The organism is Bradyrhizobium amphicarpaeae (assembly GCF_002266435.3).
In the GTDB taxonomy this organism is placed as follows: Bacteria; Pseudomonadota; Alphaproteobacteria; order Rhizobiales; family Xanthobacteraceae; genus Bradyrhizobium; species Bradyrhizobium amphicarpaeae.
In genome coordinates this window covers 6,954,302-6,969,363 of sequence record NZ_CP029426.2, presented here as the reverse complement: position 1 = coordinate 6,969,363, position 15,062 = coordinate 6,954,302, and the positions used below count along the sequence as shown (strand labels likewise).

Here is a 15,062-nt window from a genome sequence, read left to right as displayed (position 1 = left end):
CAGGATGACGCCGGTGTTTGTGGCTGTTGCCGCGCCCCGGATCGCGCTGCGCTCCATCCGGGCTACGGGCACCCCCGATGACCGACCTCTCCCTCCACCGCGGCATCTCCGTGCATCGCATCGGCGCGATGATCCTGCGCTACTGGTACCTCCTGATGTCGTCCTGGCCGCGGCTGCTGGAGCTGCTGTACTGGCCGGCGCTGCAGGTCATCACCTGGGGCTTCATCCAGTACTACATCGCCGAGAATTCCAATTTCTTCGCGCGTGCCGGCGGCACGCTGATCGGTGCCGTCATCCTCTGGGACATCCTGTTCCGCGGGCAGCTCGGCTTCTCCATCTCGTTCCTGGAGGAGATGTGGGCACGCAACATCGGCAACCTCATGATGAGCCCCTTGAGGCCGATCGAGTTTCTGCTGTCGCTGATGGTCATGAGCCTGATCCGGCTTGCGATCGGGATCATTCCGATGACCTTGCTCGCGCTGGTCATGTTTCACTTCAATGTCTACGGCCTCGGCCTGCCGCTGATCGCGTTCTTCTGCAACCTGATCTTCACGAGCTGGTCGGTCGGCATTTTCGTGTCGGGGCTCGTACTGAGAAACGGCCTCGGCGCCGAGAGCATCGTCTGGACCTTGATGTTCGCGATCCTGCCGCTCGCCTGCGTCTACTATCCCGTCAGCGTGTTGCCGGTCTGGCTGCAAACCATCGCCTGGGCGCTGCCGCCGACTTACGTGTTCGAAGGGATGCGCGCGCTGCTGATCGAGCGAACCTTCCGGATCGATCTGATGCTGGATGCGTTGGCCATCAATGCAGCTTTGCTGGGAGCTTCTTTTTGGGCATTCCTTGCCCTTTTGCGCAGCGCCAAGCGGCATGGCTCGCTGCTGTCCGGTGGCGAATAAAGTCGCTTTATCGTGGATTCAGGCCGGTTTAACCGTTTTCGCTACGTAGATGTACGGAACCATGCATTGACGCAATATTACGCATTCGGCAGTATGCTGCGATGCGAAGAAGGATATAGCGATGCCTATTGGTGAGTTTGGCGGCGCGCCGCCCCTGGCGGCTGAAGGCAGTCCGGTCCTGACGACGCCGATGTACTGGATGTACGAGATGGCGCACGCCTCTCTCAATCCGGCACGCGCGGTCACTGACGCGACCAAGCTGCTGTTTCAGAATCCTCTCAATCCCTGGGCGCGCACCGAAGTCGGCAAGTCGGTTGCCGCGGCCTGCGAATTGTTCGAGCGCACCACGCGCCGTTACGGCAAGCCGGAATGGGGCCTCGACGACACCGAGGTCAACGGCATCCGCGTCCCCGTCGAGGTTCGCTCGGTCTGGGAAAAGCCGTTCTGCCGGCTGCTCTATTTCGATCGCAAGTTCACCCGCCCGCTGCGCAGTCCGCAGCCGCGCGTGCTGATCGTGGCGCCGATGTCCGGCCATTATGCGACGCTGCTCCGCGGCACGGTCGAGGCGTTCCTGCCCGCCCATGAGGTCTACATCACTGACTGGGCCGACGCCCGCATGGTGCCGCTGGCCGATGGCCGCTTCGATCTCGACGATTACATCGACTACGTCATCGAGATGCTGCACGTCCTCGGCGGCAACACGCATGTGCTGGCGGTGTGCCAGCCCTCCGTGCCGGTCGTCGCTGCCGTCTCGGTCATGGAAGCCAAGCGCGACCCGTTCGTGCCGACCTCGATGACGCTGATGGGCGGTCCGATCGACACCCGCCGCAATCCGACTGCGGTGAACAATCTCGCCCAGGAGCGCGGCATCGACTGGTTCCGCAACCACGTCATCACCAAGGTGCCGTTCCCGCATCCGGGCATGATGCGCGACGTCTATCCGGGATTCCTGCAGCTCAACGGCTTCATCAGCATGAATCTCGACCGCCACATGGACGCCCACAAGCAGCTCTTCGCCCATTTGGTGAAGGGCGACGGCGACCTCGTCGACAAGCATCGCGAGTTCTATGACGAATATCTCGCGGTCATGGACCTCTCCGCCGAATATTACCTGCAGACGGTCGACACCGTGTTCGTGAAGCATTCGCTGCCGAAGGGCGAGATGGCCCATCGCGGAACACTTGTCGATCCCTCCAAGGTCACGCGTGTGGCGTTGATGACGGTCGAAGGCGAGAACGACGACATCTCCGGTCTCGGTCAGACCGAAGCGACGCACACATTGTGCAACTCGATCCCCGATCATCGCCGCGTTCATTACGTGCAGAAGGGCGTCGGACATTACGGCGTCTTCAACGGCTCACGCTTCAGGTCGGAAATCGTGCCGCGCATTCACGACTTCATGGTTTCGGCGGCGAATCCGAGCTCGTTGCAGGCTCGCGCGGCCGAATAACTTTTCTTTTTCGGCTTTCCCGTCGAAAATCGGGTCCCGCAGGGGTCTCCATCCGGGCCTGGTTCCCTTCAGATTCGAGGTATTTAGGTAGCTTTATAGGAGTGAGTCTGTCCTCACCCCTTGGGGGTGCCGCATGCGTCCAGCGGGGGCGAAAAAACCCGGTTCCGACCCCAGTCTGTAGGGTCTCCCGGACGCCAGACCCCTGTATATTGGGCAAATGATTTGTTTTTGCGCCGAGCGCTTTCCCTGGCGGCGGTTATGGCAGAATCCGGGCGAACTCTTGCTCCCCGGACTGACAGACATGGCCACTCGCGCTCTCCTCTATCGGCGTCCCCACGAACCGAAGACCGTCCTGATCACCCACGGATCGCAATATTTTGCCATCCGATTGCGGCGGCACCGACGCGCGCGCCGTTACACGCTGAGAATTCATCCGAGCGATCGCGAAGCCATCCTCACCATGCCGCCGCGCGGCACGCTGGCCGAGGCCAAAGACTTCGCGCAGCGCCACGGTGCCTGGATCGCCGCGCGCCTCGGCCGCTTGCCGAAGGCCGCGCCGTTCCAGCCGGGCACGGTGATACCGCTTCGTGGCACGCCGCATCGCATCGTTCATCGCGCCGGCACGCGCGGTACCGTGTGGACCGAGACGCGCGACAGCGGTGAAAAAATTCTCTGCGTCGCCGGCGGTCTCGAGCATGTCGATCGCCGCGTCAGTGACTTCCTCAAGCGCGAGGCGCGCCACGATCTGCAGCGTTCGTCGGAGGCTTACGCCGCCGAACTCGGTGTCAAGGTCAAGCGGCTCTCGATCCGCGATCAGTCCAGCCGCTGGGGTTCCTGCACCTCGGCCGGCTCGCTGTCGTTCTCCTGGCGCCTGATCCTCGCGCCGCCCTTCGTGCTCGACTACCTTGCCGCGCACGAAGTCGCCCATCTCGTCGAGATGAACCATTCGGCGAAGTTCTGGCGCGTCTGCGGCAAGGTATGTCCCTCGATGGAGCGCGCCAAGAAGTGGCTCGACACCTACGGCAATGATCTGCACCGGTACGGGGTCGAGGATTAGGGCCTCGCCATTCAGGAAGCTGTCATCGCCCGCGAAGGCGGGCGATCCAGTATTCCACCACGCGTTATTGTTGAACCGATGCGCCGCGGCGTACTGGATTCCCCGCCTTCGCGGGGAATGACGGCGGGCGCGCGGCGCGAGGTTCGTTCCCCACAACACCGCCCGCGCAAGCCTTTGATTTTGCTATCCTCGTCTACTGTGCATGGGGTTGTTTTCGCACTTTTTGCTCTGAGGGGCTGAATGCCCTTTACCCAAGCCTATCGATTTCCGCCAAACAGCCGGTCCATCAGCCAGCCATCGAGCCCTGCGGCAGCCTCCGGCCGCGCATTGGCGCGCGTCGGCGGCGGGCGATAGCCGCCGTTGTTGGCAACCGCCGGTCCGGGCGCAGCCGGCGTCGGCGGCGATACCTGCGATGCCGCCTGCGCGAGGTTCGACAGGCCCCAGCCGCCTTGTGTGCTCGGCAGCGCCGCCACCGGCACGCCTTCGTGCGCCGTCTTCATGAAGCGCGACCAGACTTCCACCGGCAAGCCGCCGCCTGTGGCCTTCTTGGTCGGCGAATTATCGTCATTGCCGAGCCAGACGCCGGTGACGAGGTTGGCGGTGTAGCCGATGAACCAGGCGTCGCGATAATCCTGGCTGGTGCCGGTCTTGCCGGCGGCCGGCCAGCCCGGGATCTCCGCCTTCTTGGCGGTGCCTGAAACAAGCGTCTCCCGCATCATCGCGTTCATCATGCCGACATAGCGGGGATCGACGACCTGGTTACGCTCCTCTGGCTGGCGCATGTAGAGCAGCTTGCCGCTGAGCGTCTTGATCCGCGTCACGACATGCGGCGTGACCGCGAGGCCGCCATTGGCGAAGGGTGCATAGGCGCCGACCAGCTCGACGACCGAAACTTCCGACGTGCCGAGCGCGATCGACGCGTTGGGTTCGAGCTTGGAGGAGATGCCGAGCCGGTGGGCGGTGCGCACCACATTCTTCGGCCCGACCTCGAGGCCGAGGCGGATCGCGACGGTGTTGAGCGACATCGCCAGCGCCTGCGTCAGCGACACCGCGCCGAAATATTCATGGGTGTAGTTCTCAGGCTTCCAGCCCTTGACCTCGATCGGCGCGTCCTGGCGCATCGTGTCGGGCGTCAGGCCCTGCTCGAGCGCGGTCAGGTAGACGAACGGCTTGAACGAAGAGCCCGGCTGGCGCTTTGCGGTCACGGCGCGGTTGTACTGGCTCTCGGCATAGTTCCGTCCGCCGACCATGGCGCGCACCGCGCCATCGGGCGTCATCGCCACCAGCGCGCCCTGGCTGACATTGAACTTCACGCTCTTGGCCGCGAGCTCGTCGATGATGGCGGCCTCCGCCACGCTCTGCAGCTTCGGATCGATCGTGGTTTCGACCTTGATGCTCTCGTCGATCTGGCCGACCAGATCGTCCAGCACCTCGCCGATCCAGTCGGCAACGTAGTTGATCGTGCCGGCGCCGACCGGCTTCACATTGTACGAGGGATGGCCGATCGAGGCCTGCGCCTGCGCATCGGTGATGAATTTCGCATCCGCCATCGCCGCAAGCACGATCTGTGCGCGCGCTTCGGCGCCTTCGGGATTGCGGTTCGGCGCGAGGCGCGAGGGCGACTTGACGAGGCCGGCCAGCATCGCCGCCTCGGCGATTGTGACGTTCTTCGCCGACTTGCCGAAATATCTTTGCGCGGCAGCTTCGACGCCGTAGGCGCCGGAGCCGAAATAGACGCGGTTGAGATAGAGCTCCAGGATCTCGTCCTTGGAATGCTTGCGCTCGAGCCAGATCGCGAGCTCCACCTCCTGCAGCTTGCGCTGTACGGTGCGCTCCTGGGTCAGGAACAGGTTCTTGGCGAGCTGCTGCGTCAGCGTCGAGCCGCCCTGCGAGACGCCGCGATGCATGACGTTGGTGACGAGGGCGCGCAGGATGCCGACGGGGTCGATGCCGAAATGCGAATAGAAGCGGCGGTCCTCGATGGCGATGAAGGCCTTGGGCAGATACGGCGGCAAATCCTTCAGCGCGATATTGGCGCCGGCCATCTCGCCGCGTTGCGCCAGAATGCTGCCGTCGATGCCGACGATCTGGATCGTCGGCGGGCGCTTGGGGATTTCCAGCGACTGGATCGGCGGCAGATGCGCGCCGACATAGATCACGACGCCGATCACCGCGATGGCGCCCCACAGGCCGAGCACCGCGCCCCAATAGACCATGCGGCCGAGGCTGGCGCCGATGCGGGACTTCGACCGGCGTTTGGCGCCGCTGCGGCTGGCCGGTGCCTTCCGCTCGCGCGGCGGCTCGTCGTTGGAATCGTCGCTCTTGCGCTTGGCGGGTGATTTCGTCGATTTCTTCGGCTTGTTCTCGCCGCCGGGAATGCGATCCGCCGGGGTCAGGCGCAGATCGGCGAGCGCCGCGGGCAAGCCGAACAGCGGCTCCTTCCGCCCACCCTTTTTCTTTCCCCACGCCATACGCAATACGCCCGGTCAGCCTGCCCCGCCGCACGCTAGCGGTCGCTGTTTAAGGCCCGGTTACCCCGACGTTAACGCACGATTAGGAGGTGCGGCATTCGCCCGCCGCAGTTCCGCTGATGGCACGACGGAGCTAGGATCGCCGGCACAAAACCCGAGACAACACGCAGAGGAAACCCACATGGGCCATATCGATCCGACCAAGGACATCTTCGCGCAGTTCCGGGACAATAACCGCCCGGGCCCGATCCACATGCTCAATTTGGTGCGGTTGCGCGAGGAGGCGGCCTACCCGGACGGCCGCAAGGCGAGCGGCGCGGAAGCCTACGCGGCCTATGGCCGCGAGAGCGGCCCGGTGTTCGAACGCCTCGGCGGCCGCATCGTCTGGCAGGGCAAATTCGAGCTGATGCTGATCGGCCCGCAGGACGAGCGCTGGGACCATTGCTTCATCGCCGAATACCCGAGCGTTGGAGCCTTCGTCGAGATGATCCGCGATCCCGTCTATCGCGAGGCGGTCAAGCACCGCCAGGCCGCGGTGGAGGATTCGCGCCTGATCCGGCATGCCGTGCTGCCGGTGGGCAAGAACTTTGGGGAGATACCGGCCTGAATGCTGTGGCGCGAATCCCTTACAACCGTGATGGCCGGGCTTGACCCGGCCATCCACGCCCTTCTTTGCGTCCCAAGAACGTGGATGCCCGGGCCTTCGCCGCGCCGAAGCGGCTTCGGCCGCGCAGGCGGGACAAGCCCGGGCATGACGTCGTTGAGTCCGCTATTTCCGAGAACTAACCCGCGGGAGCCGAATCCTCCAGGATCGGGCCGAACAGCTCCCAGCGCTCGCCGTTGAACTTCATCATCTGAAGCTGCTTGTTGACGCGGTAGTCGGTCGGCGAGGTGTTGACCTTGATGCCGGGCAGTGCGGTGTCGGTGGCGAAGTCCTTCACCGAGGCCGCCTGCTTCATGACGTTCTCACGGGTCAGATCGTCACCGCACTGCTTCAGCACATGCACCAGCAGCTGTGCCGTGCTGTAGCCGTAGGTGTTGAAGTTCGAGTCCTTGTCGCCGTCGGGATAGTACTTCGCCATGAAGTCGAAATACTTCTTCAGGCCGGCATCGTCCTTCCAGGTCGGATCGAGCGGTTCCTTGCCGTAATTGACGCTGATCAGGCCCTTGGCGGCGTCAAGGCCTGCGGGCTTCAGCACCGCGCCGACCGAGGTCGCGTTGATGTCGACGATCTGGACCGGATGCCAGCCCATTTCGGCGATCTTCTTGATCGCCTGCGCGGCCTGCTTCGGCGTGCTCGCACTGAAGAACAAATCGGCGCCGGCATCCTTGATCTTGAGGATCTGCGAGTCGACGGTGGGATCGGACACCTCGTAGGAGGCTTCAGTCACGATCATCTTGGCAGCCTTGTCGCCGAGGCCGGCCTTGATGCCGTTCAGATAGTCCTTGCCGAGGTCGTCGTTCTGGTAGAGCACGCCGATCTTGGCGTTGGGATGCTCCTTCAGGATGTACTGGCCGTAGATGCGGCCCTCGACGAAGTAGTTGGGATTGAAGCCCATGGTCCACGGGAAGTTCTTGGGGTCCGTGAACCGCGATGCACCGGTCGCCGCGAACAGCTGCGGCACCTTCTTGGCGTTGAGATATTTCTGCACGGCCGCGTTCACCGGCGTGCCGATGATCTGGAAGGTCAGCAGCACCTCGTCGCTCTCGACCAGCTTGCGGATCTGCTCCACGGCCTTCGGCGGCGAATAGGCGTCGTCGTACTGGATCAGATTGATCTTGCGGCCGTTGACGCCGCCCTGGTCGTTGATCATCTTGAAATAGGCGGCCTGCGTCTTGCCGATCGACGAATAGGCCGACGCCGGCCCCGAGAACGGCATGGTCTGTCCGATCTTGATCTCGGTGTCACTGGCGCCCGGATCATATTTTTTCTGGGCATTGGCCGCTGAAATCGACAGCGCCAGAGCGAGCGCCGTGGCCAGATGCAGCTTTCCATTCCTCATTCGCAATTCCCTCAGTTGTTATTGCCGATGATCTCTCGGCGCGCGCTTGCGCGTCCCGTGCCATCGCTGAGGGGGAGTGTGGAGGAACGGGTGTTGCAACGCAAGGTGTGCGGAGACAAGCCGTTCGTAGGGTGGGTTAGCTCCGTGGACCGCGCGAAGCGCAGTGCACGGGGCGTAACCCACCTCTTTTGACTCTGTGGATCGGAGCAGTGGTGGGTTACGCCTTCGGCCAACCCACCCTACGAGACTTCAACCCGCGGGTCCGGAATCCTCGATGATGGGTCCGAACAGCTCCCATCGTTCGCCGTTGAACTTCATCATCTGCATCTGCTTGTTGACGCGGAAGTCGTTGGGCCCGGTGTTGATCTTGATGCCGGGCAGCGCGAAGCTCGGCGTGAAGTCCTTGATGTTGGCGACCTGCCTCATGATGTTCTCACGCGTCAGATCGTCACCGCATTGCTTGAGCACCTGCGTCAGCAGCTCGGCCACCGAATAGGCGTAGGTGTTGACGGTGTTGAGCTTGTCGCCTTCCGGGAAATACTTGTCCATGAAGGCGAAGAAGGCCTTCACGCCGGGATCGTCCTTCCACTGGGGATCGCTGGGCTCCTTGCCATATTGGGTCGAGATGATGCCCTTGGAGATATCGAGGCCGGCCGGCTTCAGCGTCGCCGAGATCGGGCTCGCATTGATGTCGAGAATATGAACCGGCGTCCAGCCGAGGTCGGCGAGCTTCTTGATCGCCTGTGCCGCGAATTTCGGCGTCGAAGCATCGAAGAACACGTCGACGCCCATCGACTTCAGCTTGACCACCTGGGAGTCGACCGTCGGGTCTGTGACCTCGTAGGAGACCTCGCCGACGACCATGCTGGCGGCCTTGTCGCCGAGGCCGCTCTTGAGCCCCGCGAGATAGTCGCGGCCCATGTCGTCGTTCTGGTAGAGCACGCCGATCTTGGCGTTGGGATGCTCCTTGAGAATGTATTTGGCGTAGATGCGGCCCTCGGACACGTAGTTGGGATTGTAGGCGATGGTCCAGGGATAGTTCTGGGGATCGTTGAAGCGCGCGGCGCCGGTCGAGGCCAGCAATTGCGGCACCTTCTTGCCGTTCAGATATTTCTGCACGGCGGCGTTCGCTGCCGTGCCGATGATCTGAAAAGTGAACAGCACTTCGTCGCCTTCGACGAGCTTCCGCACCTGCTCGACGGTCTTCGGGGGCGAATAGGCGTCGTCATACTGGATCAGGTTGATCTTGCGGCCGTTGATGCCGCCCTGATCGTTGATCATCTTGAAGTAGGCGGCCTGGGTCTTGCCGATATTGGCGTAGACGGAGTAGGGGCCGGAGAACGGCACGGTCTGGCCGATCTTGATCTCGGTGTCGCTCGCGCCGGTGTCGTATTTCTTTTGTGCGAGTGCTTGAGTGGCGGAGAACGCGAAGGCGAGCGCCGCCGTGGCAGCTAAGAAGGCTCTGCGATTGCTCATGGGTTGTTCCTCCTGACGGAATTTTCCGGTCGACGGTCTTTTCCCGTTGGTTGCCAACGGTCGCCATCGCTGCCGAAGAGTGTGGAGGAAGGGCAGGCCGCGCGCAAGGATCGCGGTGCTGCGCTCTAGCGCCTCAGGTCAGGAACAGGACTACCAGCGCGATCGCCGCCGGCAGGGCCTGCACGATCAGGATGCGCGTGCTGACAGTCGCGGCGCCGTAGGCGCCGGCCACGATCACGCAGAGCAGGAAGAACACCTTGATCTGGAATGCGAAGGCCGGGTTGCCGTGGACCAGACCCCAGATCAGGCCCGCGGCGAGGAAGCCGTTATAGAGCCCCTGATTGGCGGCGAGCACCTTCGTGATCTCGGCCTTCTCCGGAGTGTTGCGGAATGTCTTCAAGCCCAGCGGCTTGTCCCAGAGAAACATCTCCAGGATCAGGAAGTAGGCGTGCAGTGCGGCGACCAGCGCCACCAGGATATTGGCAACCAGAATCAAGTTGAGCTCCCCCAAAGCGTCAGCTTTCGGGTGGACGGTAGCACGGCCGGCATGGCAAGTGCGATGGGTGTGTTTCGATGCAATGGTGCCGCGATGGCCAGCCGATCGACCAGACCGTCCGTAAGCTTCGGCCTTGATCGCGTGACGACGCCGATCGGCGTCGCGCTGCTCGTCACCGATGCGGAGGGTGCGCTACGTGCGCTCGACTGGGAGGACTACGAGCACCGCATGCGTGAGCTTCTGCGTCTGCATTACGGCGCGGTCGATCTGAGCGACCGGTCTGCGCCGATGGCGATGCGGATTGCGCTGTCGGGTTATTTCGACGGCGATCTCAGTCAGCTCTCGGCCATTGCATGGCGGATCGCCGGTACGCCGTTCCAGCAGAAGGTCTGGAACGCGCTGGCTCACATCCCCGCCGGAACCACGATGAGCTACGGCGCGCTCGCCGCAAAGATCGATTTGCCGAACGCCATTCGTGCCGTCGGTCATGCCAACGGCTCCAACCCGATCAGCGTGGTGCTGCCCTGCCACCGCCTGATCGGCGCGGACGGTTCGCTGGTGAAATACGGCGGCGGGCTGGAGCGCAAGCGCTGGCTGCTGCGGCATGAAGGCGTGCAGATCTAGGTTCTCTCCCCGTCGTCATTCCGGGTTCGCCGCGGCGCGCCGCCCCGGAATGACGGTCACGCCGCCGGCTGTACCGCCTTGTCGCTGGCCATCACATGGGTCAGCGCGCTCTTGATCGCGGCCTGCCGTGTCGGCGCGTTGATCTGCGCGCCGAGGAGGTCGGTGACGTAGAACACGTCGCGGGCGCGCTCGCCGAAGGTCGCGACGTGGGCCGAGGCGATGTTGAGGTTGAGCTTCGAGATCGCGGTGGTCAGCTCGTAGAGCAGGCCGGGGCGGTCGAGGCCGGACACCTCGATCACGGTGTAGCGGTCGGACCATTGGTTGTTGATGGTGACTTCCGGCTCGATCACGAAAGGCCGCGCCTTGCTGCGCACGGTGCGCCGCGCCACCACTTCGGGCAGGCGCAGCTTGCCTTCCAGCACGTCCTCGATCATCTCGCCGATGCGCGTGGCGCGGCGTCCCTCGTCCTCGTCGCGGTCGTATTCCCGGGAGATCGAGATGGTGTCGAGCGCGCGGCCGTCGGTCGTGGTGTAGATCTGGGCGTCGACGATGTTGGCTCCGGCCGAAGCGCAGGCGCCGGCGATGATCGACAGCAGCCAGGGATGGTCGGCCGCGAAGATCGTCAGCTCGGTGACGCCGCGCACCTCGTCGAAGCCGACATTGATCGCGAGCTTGTGGCCGGCCTGTTCGCTGGAGCGGACGAAGCGGGCGTGGCGGATCTTTCGCGGCAGCTCGACCTTGAGCCAATAGGCCGGATAATGCCGGCCGATATAGGCATCGAGCTCCTCCGCCGGCCATTCGGCGAAGGCATTGCGGAATTCGGCGTAGGCGGCGGTGAGGCGCTTGCCGCGGTCGACTTCCGAGAAGCCGCCGGTCAGCACCGGCTCGGTCTCGTAGTACAGCGAGCGCAAGAGCTGCGCCTTCCAGCCGTTCCACACGCCGGGACCGACGCCGCGGATGTCGGCGGTGGTCAGGATCGTCAGCAGCTTCATCTGCTCGACCGACTGTACCACGGCGGCGAAATTCTCGATGGTTTTGCGGTCGGACAGGTCGCGCGACTGTGCGACCGTGGACATCGTCAGATGCTCCTCGATCAGCCAGGCGATGAGCTCGGTGTCGGCGGCGCTGAAGCCGAGCCGCGGGCAGAGCCGCCGCGCTACCTTGGCGCCGGCGATCGAATGATCCTCGGGCCGGCCCTTGGCGATGTCGTGCAGTAGTGTCGTGATGTAGATCACCGCGCGATGCTCGGGGCGAATCTTGCGCATCAGGTCGCTCGCAAGCACGAATTCATCGAGACCGCCGCGCTCGATGTCCTGGAGGAATCCGACGCAGCGGATCAAATGCTCGTCGACCGTATAGTGATGATACATGTTGAACTGCATCATCGAGACGATCTTGCCGAAGGCGCGGATGAAGTGGCCGAGCACGCCGGTCTCGTTCATCCGCCGCAGCACGATCTCGGCATTGTCGGAGGTCAGGATCTCCATGAACAGCCGGTTGGCCTCGGGATTCTCGCGCATCTGCGCGTTGATCAGGCCGAGCGAGCGCGTCACGTCGCGCATCGCATCCGGATGGAAGGCGAGGTTGTTCTTCTGCGCGAGGCGGAAGATCCGGATCAGATTGACCGGGTCGTGCTTGAACACGTCGGGTGCGGCGACGTTGATGCGGTTGTTGTCGACGATGAAGTCGTCGCTGTCGGGGACGCGCCGCTTCGCTGCGGTCGGCCGCAGCCGCGCCATCATCCGGCTCAAGACCGGCGCGGGCTTGGCCTGCTGGTCCTCGAGCTTGGCGCACAGGATGGCGGTGAGGTTGCCGACTTCCTTGGCGACCAGGAAGTAGTGCTTCATGAAGCGCTCGACGTCCTGCATGCCGGGATGCGAGGTGTAGCCGAGCCGCACCGCGATCTCGCGCTGGAGGTCGAAGGAGAGACGCTCTTCAGGCCGCCCGGAGTAGAAGTGCAGATTGCAGCGCACCGACCAGAGGAAGTCGGCGCAGCGGCGGAAGCTGCGGTATTCCTGAGCATCGAACACGCCGCGCTCGACCAGCTCGCCGGTGTCGCGCACGCGGTAGACGTATTTGGCGATCCAGAACAGCGTGTGCAGGTCGCGCAGCGCGCCCTTGCCGTCCTTGACGTTGGGCTCGACCAGATAGCGCGACTGGCCGCCACGGCGATGGCGCTCCTCGCGCTCGGCGAGCTTTGCGGTGACGAATTCCGATGCGGTGCCCTGCACCACCTCCTTGTCGAAGCGCGCGACCAGCTCGTCATAGAGCGGCTTGTCGCCGGTGAGGAAGCGCGTCTCCAGGATCGCGGTGCGGATGGTCATGTCGCCGCGCGCCTGCCGGATCGACTCGTCCACCGATCGGGTGGCGTGGCCGACCTTCAGCCCCATGTCCCAGAGGCAATAGAGGATCGCCTCGGCCACCTGCTCGCCCCAGGCGGTCTGCTTGTAGGGCAGGATGAACAACAGGTCGATGTCGGATTCGGGCGCCATCAGGCCGCGGCCGTAGCCGCCGGTCGCGACCACCGCCATGCGCTCGGCGCCGCTCGGGATCGGCGAGCGGTAGAGATGGCGGGTCGCCGCCGAATACAGGATGCGGATGATCTCGTCCTGCACGTGACACAGCCGCTCGGCGCAGTGACGGCCGTGGCGGTCCTTCAGAAGGATTTCCTGTGCCGCGGCGCGCGCCGCGATCAGCTCGGCCTTGAGCAATTGCGCCATGGCCGTGCGGAACGCGTCTTCGCGTCCCTGGTGCTTTTCGGCGAGCGCATCGACCGCAGCGGTGATCCGCGCAGTGTCGAAACGATCGTCCCCCTCGGCCTTATGCTCAGTCGCGATGCTGTCCATGTCTCACCGGATATAAGAGGTGACAGGCGCTGTCACGAGGCATTCGTCAGAGGGTCACGCACGAGCCTGGTCGCACCGATCGGACGGGCCCGGGACCTGCCGCGATGGGAAGGCGTAACACGATGAATTTACTGGATTTTCGGGTTTGAACTCCGGGCCTTCATGGCAGCTTCCATCGATCATGGGCTGACACGTGGCGGATCGCCTTCTATACCGTTCGTCAGACGCGATTTTTCCGGGAGAGAACGAAAATGGACGCTGCAGAGCTGCGCCAGATGCAGGCTCCGATCAAGGAGCGCTACAAGACCGATCCCAAGACCGCGCTGATCACGCTGAAGGCCAAGGGCTCCACCGATGGCGAAGGCATCGCCTGCAAGGTCGAGACCGGCCGCGCCATCGCGATGGCCGGCCTGCATCCGGCGACCGGCGGCTCCGGTCTCGAGCTCTGCTCCGGCGACATGCTGCTGGAAGCCCTGGTCGCCTGTGCCGGCGTCACGTTGAAATCGGTCGCGACCGCGATCGAGGTGCCGCTCAAGACCGGCAACGTCTATGCCGAGGGCGATCTCGATTTCCGCGGCACGCTCGGCGTCGACAAGGAGACTCCGGTCGGCTTCGCCGAGATTCGCCTGCGCTTCGAGGTCGACACGTCAGCGCCGCAGGACAAGCTCGATCTCCTGCTCAAGCTCACCGAACGCTATTGCGTGGTCTATCAGACCATCAAGAACGGCCCGAAGGTGTCGGTGTCGATGCAGCGGATGTGACTTTCTAACCCTCCCCTGGAGGGGGAGGGTCGATCGCGCGCAGCGCGAGCGGGGTGGGGTGATCTCTCCACTCGGGCGCCGTATCCGTCGAGAGACCGTCACCCCACCCCGTCTCATATTTCGCTGCGCTCCATATGAGCCGACCCTCCCGCTCCAGGGGAGGGTAAGAAGCCAGAATGTCCCTCGATCTCCACTTCCTCCTCATCCTCCTCCTTCGCATGGCGATCTCGGCGGCGTTCGTCGTGTCGGCCTCGATCATCGCCGAGCGCGCGGGTCCGGTGATCGGCGCGCTGGTCGCGACCTTGCCGATCTCGGCCGGTCCCTCCTACGTCTTTCTCGCGCTCGATCACGACGCTGCCTTCATCGCGCAGGGCTCGCTGGCGAGCCTGCCGATCAATGCGGCGACGATCTTCATGTGCCTCACCTACGTCGTGCTGGCGCAGCGGCACAATCTCGCGGTGAGTTGTGGGAGCGCGGTTGCCGTCTGGATCGTGCTTGCCTCCATCATCCGCCAGTTCGACTGGTCGCTCACCGCCGGGCTCGCCGCCAATCTGATCGCGTTCGGCATCTGCATTCCGCTGCTGGCCGGCTATCGCCATGTGAAGATGCCGCTGGTGACGCGCCGCTGGTATGACGTGCCGATGCGCGCTTCGCTGGTCGCGACCCTCGTTGCCATCGTGGTCTCGACCTCGGGCTGGGTCGGCCCCCGCATCAGCGGCATCATCGCGCTCTATCCCGTGGTGTTCTCCAGCATCATGTTGATCCTGCACCCGCGCATCGGTGGCCCGCCGACCGCCGCCGTGCTCGCCAACTCCGCCTGGGGTCTGCTCGGATTCGGCACGGCAATCGCCGTGGTACATGTCGGCGCGGCGAATTTCGGCTCGGCGATCGGCCTCAGCCTCGCGCTCGCGACCTGCATCGCGTGGAATCTGACATTGTGGGGAATCGGGCGGCGGAAGCGGGTGGCGGCCGCGTAGCCCGC

At 63.9% G+C, this 15,062-nt stretch carries 12 protein-coding genes; 7 read left to right on the top strand and 5 right to left on the bottom strand.

What is annotated here, in order from left to right:
• The first annotated feature begins 77 nt into the window (after positions 1-77).
• From CIT40_RS32625 to CIT40_RS32615, 3 genes are all read left to right on the top strand, one after another.
• The gene (locus tag CIT40_RS32625; protein ID WP_094894541.1) at positions 78-896 is read left to right on the top strand and encodes an ABC transporter permease; all 819 of its coding nucleotides are present in this window, start codon (positions 78-80) and stop codon (positions 894-896) included.
• 121 nt (positions 897-1,017) lie between these two features.
• On the top strand, positions 1,018-2,346 hold the full coding sequence (locus tag CIT40_RS32620; RefSeq protein WP_094894544.1) for a polyhydroxyalkanoate depolymerase: 1,329 nt from the start codon (positions 1,018-1,020) through the stop codon (positions 2,344-2,346).
• Positions 2,347-2,563: 217 nt separating this feature from the next.
• Positions 2,564-3,403, top strand: coding sequence for a M48 family metallopeptidase (locus CIT40_RS32615; RefSeq protein WP_094894546.1), 840 nt, complete (start codon positions 2,564-2,566; stop codon positions 3,401-3,403).
• A gap of 257 nt (positions 3,404-3,660) precedes the next feature.
• On the opposite strand, the gene CIT40_RS32610 is transcribed toward CIT40_RS32615, so the two are convergent.
• Positions 3,661-5,874: a transglycosylase domain-containing protein gene (locus CIT40_RS32610; protein ID WP_094894549.1), complete on the bottom strand. Its 2,214-nt coding sequence runs from the start codon at positions 5,872-5,874 to the stop codon at positions 3,661-3,663.
• A 181-nt stretch (positions 5,875-6,055) separates the two neighbouring features.
• On the opposite strand from CIT40_RS32610, the gene CIT40_RS32605 reads away from it, so the two are divergent.
• Positions 6,056-6,481: a DUF1330 domain-containing protein gene (locus tag CIT40_RS32605; protein ID WP_094894551.1), complete on the top strand. Its 426-nt coding sequence runs from the start codon at positions 6,056-6,058 to the stop codon at positions 6,479-6,481.
• 175 nt (positions 6,482-6,656) lie between these two features.
• Here the strand turns inward: CIT40_RS32605 and CIT40_RS32600 are convergent, their stop codons facing one another.
• The 3 genes from CIT40_RS32600 to CIT40_RS32590 form a co-directional block, all read right to left on the bottom strand.
• On the bottom strand, positions 6,657-7,877 hold the full coding sequence (locus CIT40_RS32600) for an ABC transporter substrate-binding protein (RefSeq protein WP_094894557.1): 1,221 nt from the start codon (positions 7,875-7,877) through the stop codon (positions 6,657-6,659).
• Between the two features lie 249 nt (positions 7,878-8,126).
• On the bottom strand, positions 8,127-9,353 hold the full coding sequence (locus CIT40_RS32595) for an ABC transporter substrate-binding protein (RefSeq protein WP_094894560.1): 1,227 nt from the start codon (positions 9,351-9,353) through the stop codon (positions 8,127-8,129).
• Between the two features lie 133 nt (positions 9,354-9,486).
• Positions 9,487-9,843 carry a DUF1304 domain-containing protein gene (locus CIT40_RS32590; RefSeq protein ID WP_193550938.1) on the bottom strand — a complete coding sequence of 119 codons (357 nt, stop codon included), beginning with the start codon at positions 9,841-9,843 and terminating at the stop codon, positions 9,487-9,489.
• A gap of 99 nt (positions 9,844-9,942) precedes the next feature.
• Here CIT40_RS32590 and CIT40_RS32585 point away from each other — a divergent pair, with 99 nt between their 5' ends.
• The gene (locus CIT40_RS32585; RefSeq protein WP_094894563.1) at positions 9,943-10,473 is read left to right on the top strand and encodes a methylated-DNA--[protein]-cysteine S-methyltransferase; all 531 of its coding nucleotides are present in this window, start codon (positions 9,943-9,945) and stop codon (positions 10,471-10,473) included.
• Positions 10,474-10,529: 56 nt separating this feature from the next.
• Here the strand turns inward: CIT40_RS32585 and CIT40_RS32580 are convergent, their stop codons facing one another.
• Entirely contained in the window at positions 10,530-13,319 is a 2,790-nt protein-coding gene (locus CIT40_RS32580; RefSeq protein WP_094894565.1) for a [protein-PII] uridylyltransferase, read from the bottom strand.
• Positions 13,320-13,570: 251 nt separating this feature from the next.
• On the opposite strand from CIT40_RS32580, the gene CIT40_RS32575 reads away from it, so the two are divergent.
• Together CIT40_RS32575 and CIT40_RS32570 are read left to right on the top strand one after the other, a co-directional pair.
• Positions 13,571-14,080: an OsmC family protein gene (locus tag CIT40_RS32575; RefSeq protein WP_094894567.1), complete on the top strand. Its 510-nt coding sequence runs from the start codon at positions 13,571-13,573 to the stop codon at positions 14,078-14,080.
• Between the two features lie 176 nt (positions 14,081-14,256).
• A complete protein-coding gene (locus tag CIT40_RS32570; RefSeq protein ID WP_094894570.1) occupies positions 14,257-15,057 on the top strand; it encodes a hypothetical protein in 801 nt (266 codons plus the stop codon).
• The last annotated feature ends 5 nt before the right edge of the window (positions 15,058-15,062 follow it).